Raw genomic sequence first — 14,467 nt, 5'->3', positions numbered from 1 at the left:
GTGGTCTCCTCCGCCTCTACTTCACACTCGGTCGTGCAGTCCGTGCAGCTGCAGGGCGTCCCGCAGGGACAGCGCCAGCGCCGCCGGATCGTGCCGGTCGGCGGCGCCCCCGGCCGTCACGGTGGACAGGTGCGCCGTTGCCCCCAGGGAGGCCGCGGCAGTGCGCAGCCGCTCCGGGGTCGGCACCGAGTCCACGTCGGCGACAACGGCGTCGACCCGCAGTCTCGGTGCGTGTTGGCAGAGTACGTCCAAGTGGCGTTCGGGGGAGAAACCGGCGGTCTCACCTGGTTGGGGGACGAGGTTGAGCACGACGACCTTGCACGCGGCGGTCTCGACGAGTGCCTCGTGCAGCTCGGGCACGAGCAGGTGCGGCAGCACGCTGGTGAACCAAGATCCAGGTCCGAGCAGCACGACGTCCGCGTCGAGCACCGCCGTGACGGCCTGCGGGCAGGCGGCCGGCGGCCCGTTGCGGTCGGCCCGCAGCCGGATCCGCTGCACCTGACCGGGTGTGGTGGCGACCGCCACCTGTCCCCTGATCCGGCGAACCGCGGTGACGTCCTCGTCCAGCCCGGTGACGTCCGCCTCGATGTCCAGCGGAACATTGCACATCGGTAACACCCGACCGCGCAGGCCCATCAGCCGGGCGACTTCGTCCAGCACGGCGACCGGGTCGCCGAGGGTCTCCAGCAGGCCGGCGATGAGCAGGTTGCCGACGGCATGGCCGGCCAGCGCCCCGTTGCCGCCGAAGCGGTGCTGGAACACCTCCGCCCACATCCGACCGGCGTCGTCCTCGGCGGCCAGCGCGGCCAGCGCCTTGCGCAGGTCGCCGGGCGGCAGCAGGCCGAGCTCACGGCGCAGACGGCCGGAGGAGCCGCCGTCGTCGGCCACCGTGACCACGGCGGTGACGTCCGGCGTGAGCAGGCGCAGGGCGCGCAGGGTCGCCTGGAGTCCGTGGCCGCCGCCGAGGGCGACGGCCCGGAGGGGCTTGTCATGCGCGCCGGAAGGCTGCACGGGGATCACTCGCGACCCAGGTCCCGGTGCACGACCTTCACGGTCATCCCGTCCTCCGTCGACAGCAGTCCTGAAAGTTCTTCGGAAATGGCCACACTTCGGTGCTTACCACCGGTGCACCCCACTGCCAAGGTCAAGTACCGCTTGCCTTCACGCCGGTAGCCGGCGCCGATCAGCTTGAGCAGCTCGTGGTAGCGGTCGAGAAACTCCTCGGCGCCCTCCTGGCTCAGCACGTAGTTGCGCACGTCGGCGTCGAGGCCGGTCTGCTCGCGCAGCTCGGGGATCCAGAACGGGTTGGGCAGGAAGCGCACGTCCATCACCAGGTCGGCGTCCATCGGCAGGCCGTACTTGTAGCCGAAGGAGAGCACGGTGACCCGGGTGCGGGCGCTGGCCTCGGACCCGAAGGTGTCCTCGATCTTGGCCCGCAGCTGGTGCACGGACAGCGAGCTGGTGTCCAGCACCAGGTCGGCCGCCTCGCGCAGCGGGGTCAGCAGCAGGCGCTCGGCGGCGATGCCGTCGGCGAGCCGGCCGTCGGCCTGCATCGGGTGGCCGCGGCGGACGGACTCGAAGCGACGCACCAGCACGTCGTCGGTGGCTTCCAGGAACAGCACGCGGGGCTTGTAGCCGCGGGCGTCGAGGTCCTTGATGATCGCGGCCAGGTCGTCGGTGAAGGCGCGGCTGCGCACGTCCATCACGACGGCGACCCGGGTGATCGCGCCACGGGCCTGCGCGCCCAGCTCGACCATGGTGGCGATCAGCTCCGGCGGCAGGTTGTCCACGACGAACCAGCCCAGGTCCTCGAGGCACTTCGCGGCGGTGCTGCGGCCGGCGCCGGACAGCCCGGTCACCACGGCGACCTCGATGCCCGACTTGTTGGCGGGTGCGTTCACGGCGTTTCCCTTTCCTTCCCGGCACTCGCCAGGGTGGTGTACACGGCCTCGGCGGTGCGCCGGCCCACGCCGGGCACACCGCTGATCTCATCCACGGTGGCCTCGCGCAGCTTGCGCACCGAGCCGAAGTGCTTGAGCAGCGCCGCCTTCCGGGTCTGGCCGAGTCCGGGGACCTGGTCCAGCTCCGAGACGGTCATGCGCTGCCCGCGCTTCTGACGGTGGTAGGTGATGGCGAAGCGGTGAGCCTCGTCCCGCACGCGCTGCAACAGGTACAGCGCCTCGCTGGTCCGCGGCAGGATCACCGGATCGGGTTCGCCCGGGACCCACACCTCCTCAAGGCGCTTGGCCAGGCCGATCACGGCCACGTCGGTCACGCCGAGCTCGGCCAGCACGTCGGCGGCCACCGCGACCTGCGGCGCGCCACCGTCGACCACAAGCAGGTTCGGCGGGTACGCGAACCTACGCGGTTTGCCGGTCTCCGGGTCGATGCCGGGCCGATCGGGGTCGACCGGGGCGGCGGCTTCCTGCTGGTAGCGGGCGAACCTGCGGCGGACCACCTCGGCGATCGAGCCGACGTCGCCGCCCTCGGCACCCTCACGGATGGCGAACCGGCGGTACTCCGACTTGCGGGCCAGGCCGTCCTCGAAGACCACGAGCGAGGCCACCACGTCCGTGCCCTGCACGTGGCTGACGTCGGTGCACTCGATGCGCAGCGGGGCCGAGTCCAGGCCCAGCGCGTCCTGGAGCTCCTGCAACGCGGCCGAGCGGGCGGTCAGGTCGCCGGCACGGCGCAGTTTGTGCTGAGTGAAGGCGTCGGCGGCGTTGCGCTGCACGGTCTCCATGAGCGCGCGCTTGTCGCCGCGCTGCGGGATGCGGAGCTGCACTCGCGAGCCGCGAAGGCCGGACAACCAGTCCTGGACGGCTTCGGCGTCGTCGGGCAGCTCCGGCACCAGCACCTCGCGTGGCACCGCGCTGCCCGTCTGCTCCGCGTTTTCCGCCATGTCCGCCTGGTCGCCGTAGAACTGGCTGAGGAACTGGTCCACCAGTCCCTTCGTGTCGGTCTCCTCGACCTTGTCGACCACCCAGCCGCGCTGGCCGCGGACCCGCCCGCCGCGCACGTGGAACACCTGCACGGACGCCTCGAGCTCGTCCTGCGCGAAGGCCACCACGTCCGCGTCGGTGCCGTCACCGAGCACGACCGCCTGCTTCTCCAGTGCCATCTTCGCCGCACCGAGGTCGTCGCGCAGCCGGGCTGCCCGCTCGAACTCCAACTCCTCGGACGCGGCCAGCATCTCCCGTTCCAGCCGCTTGATCAGACCGTCGGTCTTGCCGGCCAGGAAGTCGCAGAAGTCCAGCACGATGTCGCGGTGCTCGTCGGCCGACACGCGGCCGACGCACGGGGCCGAGCACTTGTCGATGTAGCCGAGCAGGCAGGGCCGGCCGATCTGGCCGTGCCGCTTGAACACGCCGTTCGAGCACGTCCTGGCCGGAAACACGCGCAGCAGCAGGTCCAGCGTTTCCCGGATGGCCCAGGCGTGCGAATAGGGGCCGAAGTAGCGCACGCCCTTGCGCTTCGGGCCGCGATAGACGTAGAGGCGAGGGAATTCCTCGTTCAGCGTCACCGCGAGCACCGGGTACGACTTGTCGTCGCGATAGCGGACGTTGAACCGCGGGTCGAACTCCTTGATCCAGGAGTACTCCAGCTGGAGCGACTCGACCTCGGTCTTGACCACCGTCCACTCGACGCTGGCCGCCGTGGTGACCATCTGCCGGGTGCGCGGATGCAGCGTCGACACGTCGGCGAAGTACGACGACAGGCGGCTGCGCAGGCTCTTGGCCTTGCCGACGTAGATCACCCGGCGGTGCTGGTCGCGGAACTTGTACACGCCAGGGTTGTCGGGGATCGTGCCTGGGGCTGGGCGATAGGTCGACGGGTCGGCCACCCGTCCAGCCTACGGCCGTGGTCCGACAGTTCCCGCACGCGGTCGCCGACCCGATGCAGGGAAGGACGCCTTACCTGCATCCAGCGCAGGTAAGGCGTCCTTCCCTGCATCGGGCGAAGCGTGTGGGAGGCACGTCAGGCCAGCACGACCGCGGCGCCGTTGACCTTCACGTTGACCGCGGTGAGGCCGGTCGTGGCCGGGCCGCGGGTGACGGCGCCGCTGGCCGCGTTGAACTGGCTGCCGTGGCCGGGGCAGGTGATGGTGCCGCCCTGCGGCACACCGACCGTGACGCCCTGGTGCGGGCAAATGGCGCTGAACGCCTTGACCTCGCCGGCACTGGGCTGCACCAGCAGCAGCTTGCTGCCGCTGCCGCCCGGCTCGTCGACCAGCAGGCCGCCGCCGACCGGCACGGACGCCAGCTTGGCGATCTCGGTGCCGGCGGCCGCCTTGGGCTGGTTGTCGGTGGTGGTGCCGCCCGAGGCGCTGGACGGGCTGCTGCACGCCGTCGTGACCGCGCCGCCGGCGACCAGGGCGGCGACCAGGCCGCAGAGCACCTGGCGGCGGTTCGGGTTGGCGATGACCTCGGGCGTCTTCAAAACAAGCCTCCGTGCAAGGTGGTGGGTAAGGCACAGTCCACCAGATACACGTGGCCGTGAGATCAGGGGTTCATCCGTATCACCTGTGAATCGGCCGGAATTCGGACCTCGGAATCTGCTCAGAGAATGCGGAATTCCGACAAAGAGGCGCCTACCCGCGCCCCGAACGCGGGTAGGCGCCGATTCCCCGCGACAGGGCTCAGCGGGCAGGGCAGCGGCAGGGGGTCAGTTGGCCGAGCTGGCGATGGTGCGCGCCACCGCGAGCACGGCGGTGAACGGCGGCAGCCAGTGCCGGCTGAAGGAGGGGGCGTTGGCCCACCGCACCCGCCCGTACGGCGTCATGGTCGGCGGCAGCACGATGCTGCTGGGCGACTTCACGAACCGGATCTCGGACGGGGTGCGCAGCTGCGCCGGCAGCAGGGCGACCAGCTCGGCCAGGAACAGCCAGTTCTCCTGGGGGCTGGGGATGACCAGGGTCGGCCCGGCCAGCATCCGGGCCCGCAGCTCGGCCAGCACGGCGGAGCCGATACGGGCCGGCATCACCAGCGCGGTGGTGGTCGGCCCGAGCGGCAGCAGCACGCCCTGCTCGGTGACGTTGACCCGCCAGCCGAGCATCCGGTAGTTGGCGACGACCTCGCCAAGGGTCCGGCCGAAGCTGCTCTCGGGCGGCTGCGGCGGTTGCACGACGGCCTGCGGGGCTCGTGGCGGCTGGGTCGAGGTACGCATTGGCGGACGTCCTCCCGGGTCGGGCGGTCGCTGCGGCGGTGACCGGCGGGTTCGTCGCCGGGCGCCCTGTGTGCCAGCAGGGTGCGCCGACACGCCGGGCCACCGCCAAACCGCACCCGGATGGGTTCTATCCGGCTGCTGCATCACCGGTCCGGATGAAGGGTCGACCGGTTCATGCATGAGGTGAATAGACAGGCTCTCACCAGCGATTACACTGTGAACACGCTCAGTGACGGGTGCGAGGTGCCATGGAACCGATCAGGTTACGGCAAGCCAGCACCGGACGAACATGTCCGTGTGGCGCCCGCATCGCGGCCGACAACTCCGACCGCCTGTGCACCGCGTGCCGCCGCGGCGCGCGGGACGAGGTGTTCGGCCCGCCCCCGTTGCCCGAGGGTTTCTGGGACCACCCGGTGCTCGCCGAGGCCTTCGCCGACCAGAGCATGGGCGGCCTCATCGGCGCGTACCGACACCACCCGCAGCACCCGCACCGGATAACGCAGGACCGGATGGCGGGCTGGCTGGGCATCAGCCAGGCACAGCTGTCCCGGTACGAGAACGGGGAGAACCCGATCGACCGGATCGACAAGCTGCGCGCCTTCGCGGAGGTGCTCCGGGTGCCACCGGAACGCCTCTGGTTCGACCGCACGGGCCCTCCCCGACCCCGTGACCCCGAGGGCTCCACGGCCCAGGACGTCTTCACCCCGTCCTGGGACGCGCTGAGCACTGCCCGGTCCGTCGAAGAGGTGACGAGGAGCGACTTGACTCTCAGCAGACGAGCGGCGCTGACCGCAGGCGCCGCGGTAGCGGTAGGACCCTCTCTCGTCGAACCGATGCAGCATTGGCTGACACCGCTGCAACCGCTGGCCAAGTGGGCGGCGGGCGGCGTCATCAGCGCCGATGAGCTGGCGGCGATGCGCATGGTCGTCGACGGGCTGCGCGGCTGGTCGGGCGGCGGCGGTGTCGCCCGCAAGGCCGTGCTCGGGCAGCTCAACGAGCTGGCCGAGCGGCTGCGCCGGGCGCCGGACTCGCCCACCACCCAGCAGGCGTTCCAGCTGGGGGCGGAGCTGTCCAAGATGGCGGCCAGCATGTCGTTCGACGCCGGCCTGCACGACTCGGCCCAGCGCTACTACGTGCTGGCGGTGCGGATGGCCAAGGCCAGCCGCAACGAGCCGTTCGGCGCGCTGTGCCTGGCGTCCATGGCCCGGCAGATGTTCGACCTCGGCCGGGCCGAGGACGGGCTGGAGCTGGTGCAGCTGGGCCAGTACGGCACCCGCCGCACGGCCACGCCGGCGCTGCGGGCGCTGCTGCACACCCGTGAGGCGTGGGCGTACGCGCTGATGGGCCGGGTCAACGAGTTCCACCGGGCGGTCGGCCACGCGCAGGAGTGCTTCGGCGCGCGGGACCGGTCGTCGGAGCCGAACTGGATGGCCTCGTTCGACGAGGCGGAGATGGAGGGGGTGATCGGCGCCCGGCTGCGTGACCTGGCCCGGCACGACCCCACCCAGGCTCCCCTGGCCGAGCGCCACATCCGCCGGGCGCTGGCGCTGCGCGACCCGTCACGGGCCCGCAGCCGGGTGTTCGACGTGATCGGCCTGGCCCGCACCCGGCTGGCCACCGGCGAGCCGGAGGCGGCGTGCGAGCTGATCCAGTCCGTGCTGCCGATGGTGGTGCGGCTGCGGTCGGGTCGGGTCCGGCGCAAGCTCCAGGACTTCGTCACGGAGTCGGCCCAGTACCGCCAGCTCCACGCCGTCCGCGAATGCCAGGACGCCATCCGCGCCGTCCGCACCGCCTGAGTTGGACGCTGGGAAGGGGGCCTTCCTGCACTCGGAGTGTAGGAAGGCCCCCTTCCCAGCGTTTTAGCCGAGGGAGGCGCGGAGGGTGCGGGAGTCGGTGAGGCGGGCGTTGTAGGCGGGGTTGGCGGCGGCCAGGATGGTGAACTGGTCGACGGCCTCCTGGGCCGCGGTCCGGGCCTCGGGGATCTGGTTGGCCTGCTTCAGCCAGCTGCCGAGCAGGAAGGCGGCCTCGGCCCACTGCGGCTGGTACGTCCGCGGGTCGGTCTTGGCCAGGGTGCGGTAGATGTCCCGCGACTCCCGTTCGGCGGTCGCCGCGTCGGCGGGCCGGCCGGCCGCGGCGTAGCGATAGCCGAGGTTGTTCAACGCCCAGCCCAGGTGGTCCTGGTCGTTGAGCTGTCGATAGCCGTCCACGCCTTCCTTGGCCGCGACGATCGCCTCGTCGTGCCGTCCGGCGCCGCTCAGGAACGAGCCGAGAATCACGGCCGAGTTGGCCTGATTCGCCTTGTCGCCGAGCGACCGGTAGATGTCATGGGCCTCCTGCTCCGGCGCCGGGGCGTCGGCGGGCTTGCCCGCGGCCGAGAATCGGTAGGCGAGATTGGTCAACGCCCACGCCAGATGCGGCTTGTCCCCGAGCTGCCGGTAGAGGTCGACGCCTTCCTGCGTCGCCGTCACCGACTCGTCGTACAACTTGGCGCCCGTGTCGAACGACCCCAGCAGCACCGACGAGTTGGCCAGATTCGGCTTGTCGCCCAGCGCCCGATAGATGTCCCGCGCTTCCCGCTCCGCCGGCGGGGCGTCGGTGACCCGGCCGGCCGACGAGAAGCGGTAGGCGAGATTGGTCAACGCCCAGGCCAGGTTCGGCTTGTCGCCGAGCGCCCGGAAGATGTCCACGCCTTCCTGGGTCGGGGCCAGTGCCTCGGTCTTCTTCCCGGCGCCGTCGAGGAACGAGCCGAGGATGACCGACGCGTTGGCCAGCTGCGACCGGTAGCGGGCGTCGGCCTGGGTCAGCTTGCGGAAGATGTCCCGGGCCACAGTCTGCGCTATCGGCGCGTCAGAACCCTTGCCACCGCTGGAGAACTGGTACGCCAGCTGGGTCAGCCGGCCGGCCAGCAGCTGCATCCTGTCGTAGTCGGCCGGCACGGGCTGGTAGTCCGGCCGCAGCCATTCCTGCGACGCGGGCGGCGTGTCCCCGGGCAGCTGCCGGGCGTAGAACTGGTTCGCCGTGGGCCGGACCACCGCCGGCTCGGCCTTGCCCGTGCCGTCGTAGTCGGCCGGCACCGGCAGGTCACCCGGCTGCCCCAGCTGGACGGTCCGGACCGGGCCGCCGGTGCTGGGCCGCACCGACCACATGCCGTCGGACGGCCGCCAGAACGCGCTGTCGGTCTTGTGGTCGCCGTCGTAGTCGGCGTCGACCTGTACGGTGTCCTGCTTCGGGTCGATCGGCCCGCCGAGGTCGCCGGCGTTCGGGAAGACCCACTTGGTGACCAGCCACAGGTTGCGCAGCTGGTTCTGCACGTCCGGCAGGCTCTCGTCGGCATGCGGGTTGAGATGCGCCTTGTACCGGTCGGCCAGCGAGTTCAGCCGCAGCGACGCGCTCCAGGCCATGCAATTGGCGAACGGGTCGGCGCTGAAGATGCCGTCCACGTGCCCGCACGGCTTGCTGACGTCGCCGTCGAACTGCTCCTGATCCCAGGCCAGGCGCGGACTGCTGTCCCTGAGGTTGGCCGCGGCCCGCGCGAATGCCTCGTTCAGCATGGGGTGGGGCCCGTTGTCCTTGTCCACCGGCATGCCCAGGAAGTTCGACAGCAGCGACTTGCCGCCGTAGAGCAGGCCCCGGAACTGGTCGTCGGTCTGCAGCGACCGCGGGAACGCCAGCTCGCTGTAGCCCCGCATCAGCCGGATCGAGTCCTGCAACTGCCCCAAGACGGGGTCATCGCCCTTGCCCGCCACGCGGGCGTAGTACTTGGCCTGGCTGGCCCGCAGGAAGTTCTCCACCTGCGTCTTGGCGATGGCCTCGCCGTCGTCCGCGACCCAGACGTCGGCGCTGTGCTCGAACATGCCGCGATAGGTCGAGTCCCAGTCCTTCTTCAGCAGGTCCCGCGGGTCCAGGTGGAAGTCCGCGCCGCCGCGCCCGGTGCCGTCGGCCCCGACCCAGGACCACCGCAGGCGGACGTTCTGCTTCACGATCATCGTGCCGCCGCGGGAGGCCTGGTCGGCCCCCTCGATGCCGCAGTTGACCCCCGGGAAGCAGGTCGACTGGGTCACCCGCACCTTCAGGTCGGCGTACGTGTCGTGCTGCGTGCAGTAGATCGGGTGCTCGCCCTGCTGGCCGCACTCGACGCCCTGTGTCTGGACGTCGTGCTCGTTCTCGAAGGTCGCGTACCAGCAGACGCCGTAGCCGGGCCGCTTCGGGTCGTCCGCGTGACCGCCGAAGACGTTGCGCGCGAACATGGTCGCCGGCGGCAGCTGGGACGCCTTCATGTTGTCCGGCCGGGCGATCCGGAAGTCGGTGCTGCCGTTGTTGCACATCTCCATCTGGTCGTTCGCGTCGGTGTCGGGCAGCAGCGAGGTCGGCTGGGTCGGCCCGGCCCACAGGTTGTAGTTGGAGTGGTCGCTGGTCGACGTGACGTCGTTCTCCAGCGGGATCAGGCTGTTGAAGTAGCCGGCCAGCGCCCGGCTGTAGTCGCCCATCAGGCCGTTGAACAGCGGGCTGGTCGCGCCGTCCGGACCGACCTGGCCGAACGCCTGCGCCGAGTTGACCACGTCGTGGCCCCGGGTGAGCAGGTCCTTCGCCCACACCGTGCTGCCGTTGGCCCTGGCCAGCGCCGGGTTCTGGAAGTCGAGCAGGGTGAACGCGGTCGAGCCGAACCTCCACATGTCGGCGTTGGCCACGTGGTCGGGCACCTGGATCTTCGCGCTCCACCGGGAATTGGCCAGTGCGGCGAGATAGGTGATGTTGCCGGTCGGGCCGTACTTGTCCAGCTGGTCGACGGCGGTGTGCGTGGTGTGGTCGCCGAGGGAGGCGGTGTCGGTGGTGAAGACCGACGGCATGACCGGGATGTCGTTGCCCGCGGTGTAGAACTCCGGCTCGGCGTCCTTGTACATCTGCTCGGTCACGGTCTTGTCGGGGTGGGTCAGCGTGACGTCGAGCGCGGTGTTGGCCTGCTTGAGCACCGGCGCGACCTGCGTGCCCTGGAAGCCGGCCGCGGTGCTGGACCCGATGTTGCGCAGCGTGTCGTCGATCGCGGTCAGGTTGGTCATCATGGTGCCGACCTGGCTCTTGATCTGGTCGACCGTGCCCTGCATGTGGTCCAGCTGGAGGTTGAGCCGCTGGGTCATGTCGGCCAGCCGCTGGTCGATCCGGGCGAACTGCTTGAGCATGTCGTTGTGCAGGTTCTGGATGTCCTGCCGCAGGTTCTGGATCTCCTGGAGGATCTGCAGGTTCATGTCCGGCCCGGCCCCGGCGAACAGCCCGACCAGCGTGCTGATCGCGCCGATCACGTTGCCGGTGAAGGCGACCGTGGCCAGTGACATCACGGCGTTGATGGCCTGGAACGCGGTGATGCACTTGTTGATCGCGGTCGCGACCTGGATCGCGCCGCTGCCGAACGCCTTGAGGTCGCGGGCCGCGTCCTTGTCGCCGACCGCGCCGAGGAACCAGGACAGGCCGTCGAAGGCGGACTTGGCGCCGTCGATGTACTGCTGTCGCTCCTCCTGCTCCTTGGTCAGCTGCTCCTTGGTCTTCGTCCCGTCGGGCTTGGCCGCCTCGAGCTTGATCTTGCCGTTCTTGATGTCCAGCTCGGTCTGCGCGATCTGGTCCTGCATCTTCTTCTCGGTGTACACCTTCAGCTGCGTCGGATCGTCGCGCAGCGCCAGGTAGTCGGCCGCGTTGAAGGCCAGCTTGAACTCGGGGATCTTGGAGACGTCCAGCGCCGTCGACCTGGCGTGGAACCCGCCGGCACCGACCTGCGCGCCGAGGGCGGAGAACCAGGCGTTGTCGAACTTGGCGTCGGCCCGGGCCGAGCCGGCGACGCCGGCCCACACATCGGCCTGCGCATTCTCGTAGCCGACGGTCCAGGAGTACACCTGCAACTCACCGGACAGGCGGTCGACCATCAGGCCGGACTGCGGGCGGATGTCGCGCGCGGTCAGCGCGACCAGCAGCTTCTCGATCTGTGGCCCGGTCATCGTGGCGTCGGCGACGCTGTGCACGGCGACCAGCGCGGCACCGGCGATCTCGTAGTCCTGGCCCAGCGAGGACGGCACGGCCTTCTCGATGGCCAGCTGCACGTCGCTGAGGTGCTTGGCCAGCGCCTGCTCGTCCTTGTCGGGGTGCGCGGCCCGGTAGTCGAGCAGCTCGGCGCTGGCGACGAGGTGCTTGGCGTAGTCCCGGTCCTTGTCGGCGAAGCGCACGTAGTCGCCGACAAGGACGTTGGCCAACGCATTGTCGTCGATCGCGGCGGCCGAGGCCTGCGGGGGTACGACCAGCGTGGTGCCGAGCACGGCTGCCGCGAGCAGCCCGCCCAGCACCGCGCGCCGTCGAACGGCTCGCATCACGGATGTCTCCTGGCTCAGTGGTCAGTGAGCCACAGCATCCCGGGCGTTGCCCGACATCCCCACCATAAAAGGAGATCGCTGCCCTATGAGGCATCCGCGCATTCGGTCAGGAACGCGGCTTGCTGGTCGCCTCCGTGTAAACCGAGGACTCCTTGTACAGGGCCCGCAAACCCCGCATGGCGGTGACGGCGCGAGCGCCGTCGGCCGCCTGCACGGCCATGATCGAGACGTACTCGTCGGCCGGCAGATCCAGGCGGGCCCAGGCGGAGCCGTCGGGGAAGCTGAGGCCGCGCACCTCGGACCACGGATACCGGGTGGCGCCGAGCAGGTTGCGGACCTCGATCCACTCGGCCGTGGCCCGCACCCGCGGCCGGGTCAGCAACAGCACGCCGCAGGCCAGCAGCACGCCGACCATGGCCATGGCGATCTGGTCGGACACCTCGAAGTAGGCGCCGGTCGGCGTGTTGCGCAGCAGGATGGCGATGATCACGAACAGCGCGACCAGGCCGGCCGCCGCCGGGATGGCGACGAACCGCACGCGGCGCGGCCGGCAGGTCACGGTCTCGGCGCTCATGCCAGGCCCCGATCCGTCCACGGCCGGTTGATGTTGCGCAGCTGCACGGCCGTGTCCAGCGCGGCCACCGTCGCCTCGAAACCCTTGTCCTCGGCCGAGGACGGCATGCCGCAGCGGTCCAGCGCCTGCTGCTCGGTGTCGCAGGTGAGCACGCCGTTGCCGATCGGTGTGGACTCGTCCAGCGACACCCGGGTCAGCCCGGCCGTCACGGCGTCGCACACGTACTCGAAGTGCGGGGTGCCGCCACGGATCACCACACCCAGCGCGACCACGGCGTCGTGGTGCTTGGCCAGCGCCTGCGCCATCACCGGCAGCTCGATCGCGCCGGCCACCCGGACCACCGTGGGCTCCTTGATGCCGGCCTTGGACGCCGCGGTCAGCGCCCGCTCCAGCAGGTTGGTGGTGATCGTCTCGTGCCATCGGGTGGCCACCACCGCGAGTCGCAGGTCCTCACACCACTGCGGCACCTGGATGGTCGGCCGGCCGTCGCCACTCATTGCTCTACCCCATCGCTGTCGGACTCGTACTGCTCTAGATGATGCAGGTCGTGTCCCATGCGGTCGCGCTTGGTCCTCAGGTAGCGCAGGTTCTCCGGGTTCGGCCACACCGGCAGCGGCACCCGGTCGACCACCTTGAGGCCGTATCCCTCCAGGCCGACGCGCTTGTCCGGGTTGTTGGTGAGCAGCCGCATCGACTTGATGCCCAGGTCGACGAGGATCTGCGCGCCGGTGCCGTAGTCGCGGGCGTCGGCCGGCAGGCCCTGGGCCAGGTTCGCGTCCACGGTGTCGGCGCCGCGGTCCTGGAGCTGGTAGGCCTGGAGCTTGTGCAGCAGGCCGATGCCCCGGCCCTCGTGTCCGCGCATGTACAGCACGACGCCGCGGCCCTCGGCGGCCACGGCCTCCATGGCCGCGTCCAGCTGCGGGCCGCAGTCGCAGCGCAGCGAGCCGAACACGTCACCGGTCAGGCACTCGGAGTGCACGCGGACCAGCACGTCCTCGCCGTCGCCGAGCTCGCCCTTGACCAGCGCGATGTGCTCGATGCCGTCCAGCGTGGAGTCGTAGCCGACGGCCTGGAACTCGCCGTGCGCGGTGGGGATGCGGGCGTCGGCCACCCGGATCACGTGCCGCTCGGTGCGCCGCCGGTAGGCGATCAGGTCGGCGATGGTGATCATCTGGAGCTCGTGCTCCGCGGCGAACACCATCAGCTCGTCGCGGCGGGCCATGTCGCCCTCGTCCTTCTGGCTGACGATCTCGCACAGCACGCCGGCCGGGTGCAGGCCGGCCAGCTTGGCCAGGTCCACCGCCGCCTCGGTGTGGCCGGCGCGGCGCAGCACGCCGCCCTCACGGGCCCGCAGCGGCACGACGTGGCCGGGGCGGTTGAAGTCGTTGGCGACCGACTGGGGGTCGGCCAGCAGGCGGATGGTGTGGGCGCGGTCGGCGGCCGAGATGCCCGTGGTCACGCCCTGCTTGGCGTCGACCGTGACGGTGTAGGCGGTGCCGCGCGCGTCCTGGTTGGTGTGGAACATCGGCGGCAGGTCCAGTCGGTCGCACACCGACTCGGGCAGCGGCACGCAGATGTAGCCGGAGGTGTAGCGGACCATGAAGGCGATCAGCTCCGGCGTGGCCTTCTCGGCCGCGAAGATCAGATCGCCCTCGTTCTCACGGTCCTCGTCGTCCACCACGACGACGGCCTTGCCGGCGGCGATGTCCGCGATCGCCTGCTCGATGGCGGCGTGGGTGCTGATCGGGTTGCTCACCGGACCTCCTTGTTGCCCAGCGCGGCCAGGTGCGGCGTGGCCAGCCGCTCGACGTACTTGGCCAGCACGTCGACCTCGATGTTGACCCGGTCGCCCGGCTGGCGGCGGCCCATGGTGGTCAGTTCCAGCGTGGTCGGGATCAGCGCCACCGAGAAGGTGTCGTCGGTGACGTCCACGACGGTCAGCGAGATGCCGTCGATGGTGACCGAGCCCTTCTGCACCAGGTAGCGGGACAGCGACGCGGGGATGCCGAACTTGGTCAGGCCGCCGTCGTGGTGCTCCAGGAACAGGCCGACGCCGTCAACGTGACCCTGCACGATGTGGCCGCCGAGGCGCTGGCCGGCGGCCATCGCGCGCTCCAGGTTGACCCGGTCGCCCTCGTGGATCTTGTCCAGGCTGGACCGCTGCAGCGTCTCGTCCACCACGTCGACGGTGAAGGTGCCGTCGCCGGTCTCCACCACGGTCAGGCACACGCCGTTGACGGCGATCGAGTCGCCGTGCTTGGCGTCCGAGGTCACCAGCGGCCCTCGCACTGTCAACCGCGCGGCGTTGGGCAGTTGCTCGACGGCGACGATCTCGCCCAGTTCCTCGACGATCCCGGTGAACACGGGAATCCCC

The 14,467-nt window shown here is 70.5% G+C and carries 11 protein-coding genes; 1 reads left to right on the top strand and 10 read right to left on the bottom strand.

Annotated features, from left to right (window positions below; translation table 11 throughout):
• Positions 1 to 21: 21 nt before the first annotated feature.
• From M3Q35_RS01930 to M3Q35_RS01910, 5 genes are all read right to left on the bottom strand, one after another.
• Positions 22 to 1,020, bottom strand: coding sequence for a gluconeogenesis factor YvcK family protein (locus M3Q35_RS01930; RefSeq protein WP_273939824.1), 999 nt, complete (start codon positions 1,018 to 1,020; stop codon positions 22 to 24).
• The gene (gene rapZ, locus M3Q35_RS01925; RefSeq protein ID WP_273944229.1) at positions 1,017 to 1,874 is read right to left on the bottom strand and encodes an RNase adapter RapZ; all 858 of its coding nucleotides are present in this window, start codon (positions 1,872 to 1,874) and stop codon (positions 1,017 to 1,019) included. The genes M3Q35_RS01930 and rapZ overlap by 4 nt, the downstream gene beginning before the upstream one ends.
• A gap of 23 nt (positions 1,875 to 1,897) precedes the next feature.
• On the bottom strand, positions 1,898 to 3,844 hold the full coding sequence (gene uvrC / locus M3Q35_RS01920) for an excinuclease ABC subunit UvrC (RefSeq protein ID WP_273939823.1): 1,947 nt from the start codon (positions 3,842 to 3,844) through the stop codon (positions 1,898 to 1,900).
• A gap of 134 nt (positions 3,845 to 3,978) precedes the next feature.
• Positions 3,979 to 4,440 carry a Rieske (2Fe-2S) protein gene (locus M3Q35_RS01915; RefSeq protein ID WP_273939822.1) on the bottom strand — a complete coding sequence of 154 codons (462 nt, stop codon included), beginning with the start codon at positions 4,438 to 4,440 and terminating at the stop codon, positions 3,979 to 3,981.
• A 225-nt stretch (positions 4,441 to 4,665) separates the two neighbouring features.
• Positions 4,666 to 5,166 carry a hypothetical protein gene (locus M3Q35_RS01910; protein WP_273939821.1) on the bottom strand — a complete coding sequence of 167 codons (501 nt, stop codon included), beginning with the start codon at positions 5,164 to 5,166 and terminating at the stop codon, positions 4,666 to 4,668.
• 248 nt (positions 5,167 to 5,414) lie between these two features.
• Between M3Q35_RS01910 and M3Q35_RS01905 the strand changes: the two genes are divergently transcribed.
• Positions 5,415 to 6,962, top strand: a complete 1,548-nt coding sequence (locus M3Q35_RS01905) for a helix-turn-helix domain-containing protein (RefSeq protein ID WP_273939820.1) — start codon at positions 5,415 to 5,417, stop codon at positions 6,960 to 6,962.
• A 63-nt stretch (positions 6,963 to 7,025) separates the two neighbouring features.
• Here the strand turns inward: M3Q35_RS01905 and M3Q35_RS01900 are convergent, their stop codons facing one another.
• The 5 genes from M3Q35_RS01900 to M3Q35_RS01880 all read right to left on the bottom strand — a co-directional run bounded on the left by M3Q35_RS01900 (position 7,026) and on the right by M3Q35_RS01880 (position 14,457).
• The gene (locus M3Q35_RS01900) at positions 7,026 to 11,516 is read right to left on the bottom strand and encodes a tetratricopeptide repeat protein (RefSeq protein ID WP_273944227.1); all 4,491 of its coding nucleotides are present in this window, start codon (positions 11,514 to 11,516) and stop codon (positions 7,026 to 7,028) included.
• Positions 11,517 to 11,625: 109 nt separating this feature from the next.
• A complete protein-coding gene (locus M3Q35_RS01895; protein WP_273939819.1) occupies positions 11,626 to 12,093 on the bottom strand; it encodes a PH domain-containing protein in 468 nt (155 codons plus the stop codon).
• Positions 12,090 to 12,590 carry a 6,7-dimethyl-8-ribityllumazine synthase gene (gene ribH, locus M3Q35_RS01890; protein ID WP_273939818.1) on the bottom strand — a complete coding sequence of 167 codons (501 nt, stop codon included), beginning with the start codon at positions 12,588 to 12,590 and terminating at the stop codon, positions 12,090 to 12,092. The genes M3Q35_RS01895 and ribH overlap by 4 nt, the downstream gene beginning before the upstream one ends.
• Positions 12,587 to 13,849, bottom strand: coding sequence for a bifunctional 3,4-dihydroxy-2-butanone-4-phosphate synthase/GTP cyclohydrolase II (locus M3Q35_RS01885; RefSeq protein ID WP_379793801.1), 1,263 nt, complete (start codon positions 13,847 to 13,849; stop codon positions 12,587 to 12,589). Before M3Q35_RS01885 ends, ribH begins: the two co-directional genes overlap by 4 nt.
• Complete coding sequence (locus tag M3Q35_RS01880; protein ID WP_273939817.1) at positions 13,846 to 14,457, bottom strand: riboflavin synthase; 612 nt, start codon at positions 14,455 to 14,457, stop codon at positions 13,846 to 13,848. The genes M3Q35_RS01885 and M3Q35_RS01880 overlap by 4 nt, the downstream gene beginning before the upstream one ends.
• Positions 14,458 to 14,467 lie beyond the last annotated feature (10 nt).

It is taken from the genome of Kutzneria chonburiensis (assembly GCF_028622115.1).
Taxonomy (GTDB): Bacteria; Actinomycetota; Actinomycetes; order Mycobacteriales; family Pseudonocardiaceae; genus Kutzneria; species Kutzneria chonburiensis.
The sequence above is the reverse complement of the archived record's forward strand: the minus strand, read 5'-3'. Positions and strand labels throughout refer to the sequence as shown.

Excerpts from the sequence above, each read along its gene's own strand:
- M3Q35_RS01895 (WP_273939819.1), bottom strand. The coding sequence starts at position 12,093 with ATGAGCGCCGAGACCGTGACCTGCCGGCCGCGCCGCGTGCGGTTCGTC.
- M3Q35_RS01900 (WP_273944227.1), bottom strand. The coding sequence starts at position 11,516 with ATGCGAGCCGTTCGACGGCGCGCGGTGCTGGGCGGGCTGCTCGCGGCA.
- M3Q35_RS01905 (WP_273939820.1), top strand. The coding sequence starts at position 5,415 with ATGGAACCGATCAGGTTACGGCAAGCCAGCACCGGACGAACATGTCCG.
- M3Q35_RS01910 (WP_273939821.1), bottom strand. The coding sequence starts at position 5,166 with ATGCGTACCTCGACCCAGCCGCCACGAGCCCCGCAGGCCGTCGTGCAA.
- ribH (WP_273939818.1), bottom strand. The coding sequence starts at position 12,590 with ATGAGTGGCGACGGCCGGCCGACCATCCAGGTGCCGCAGTGGTGTGAG.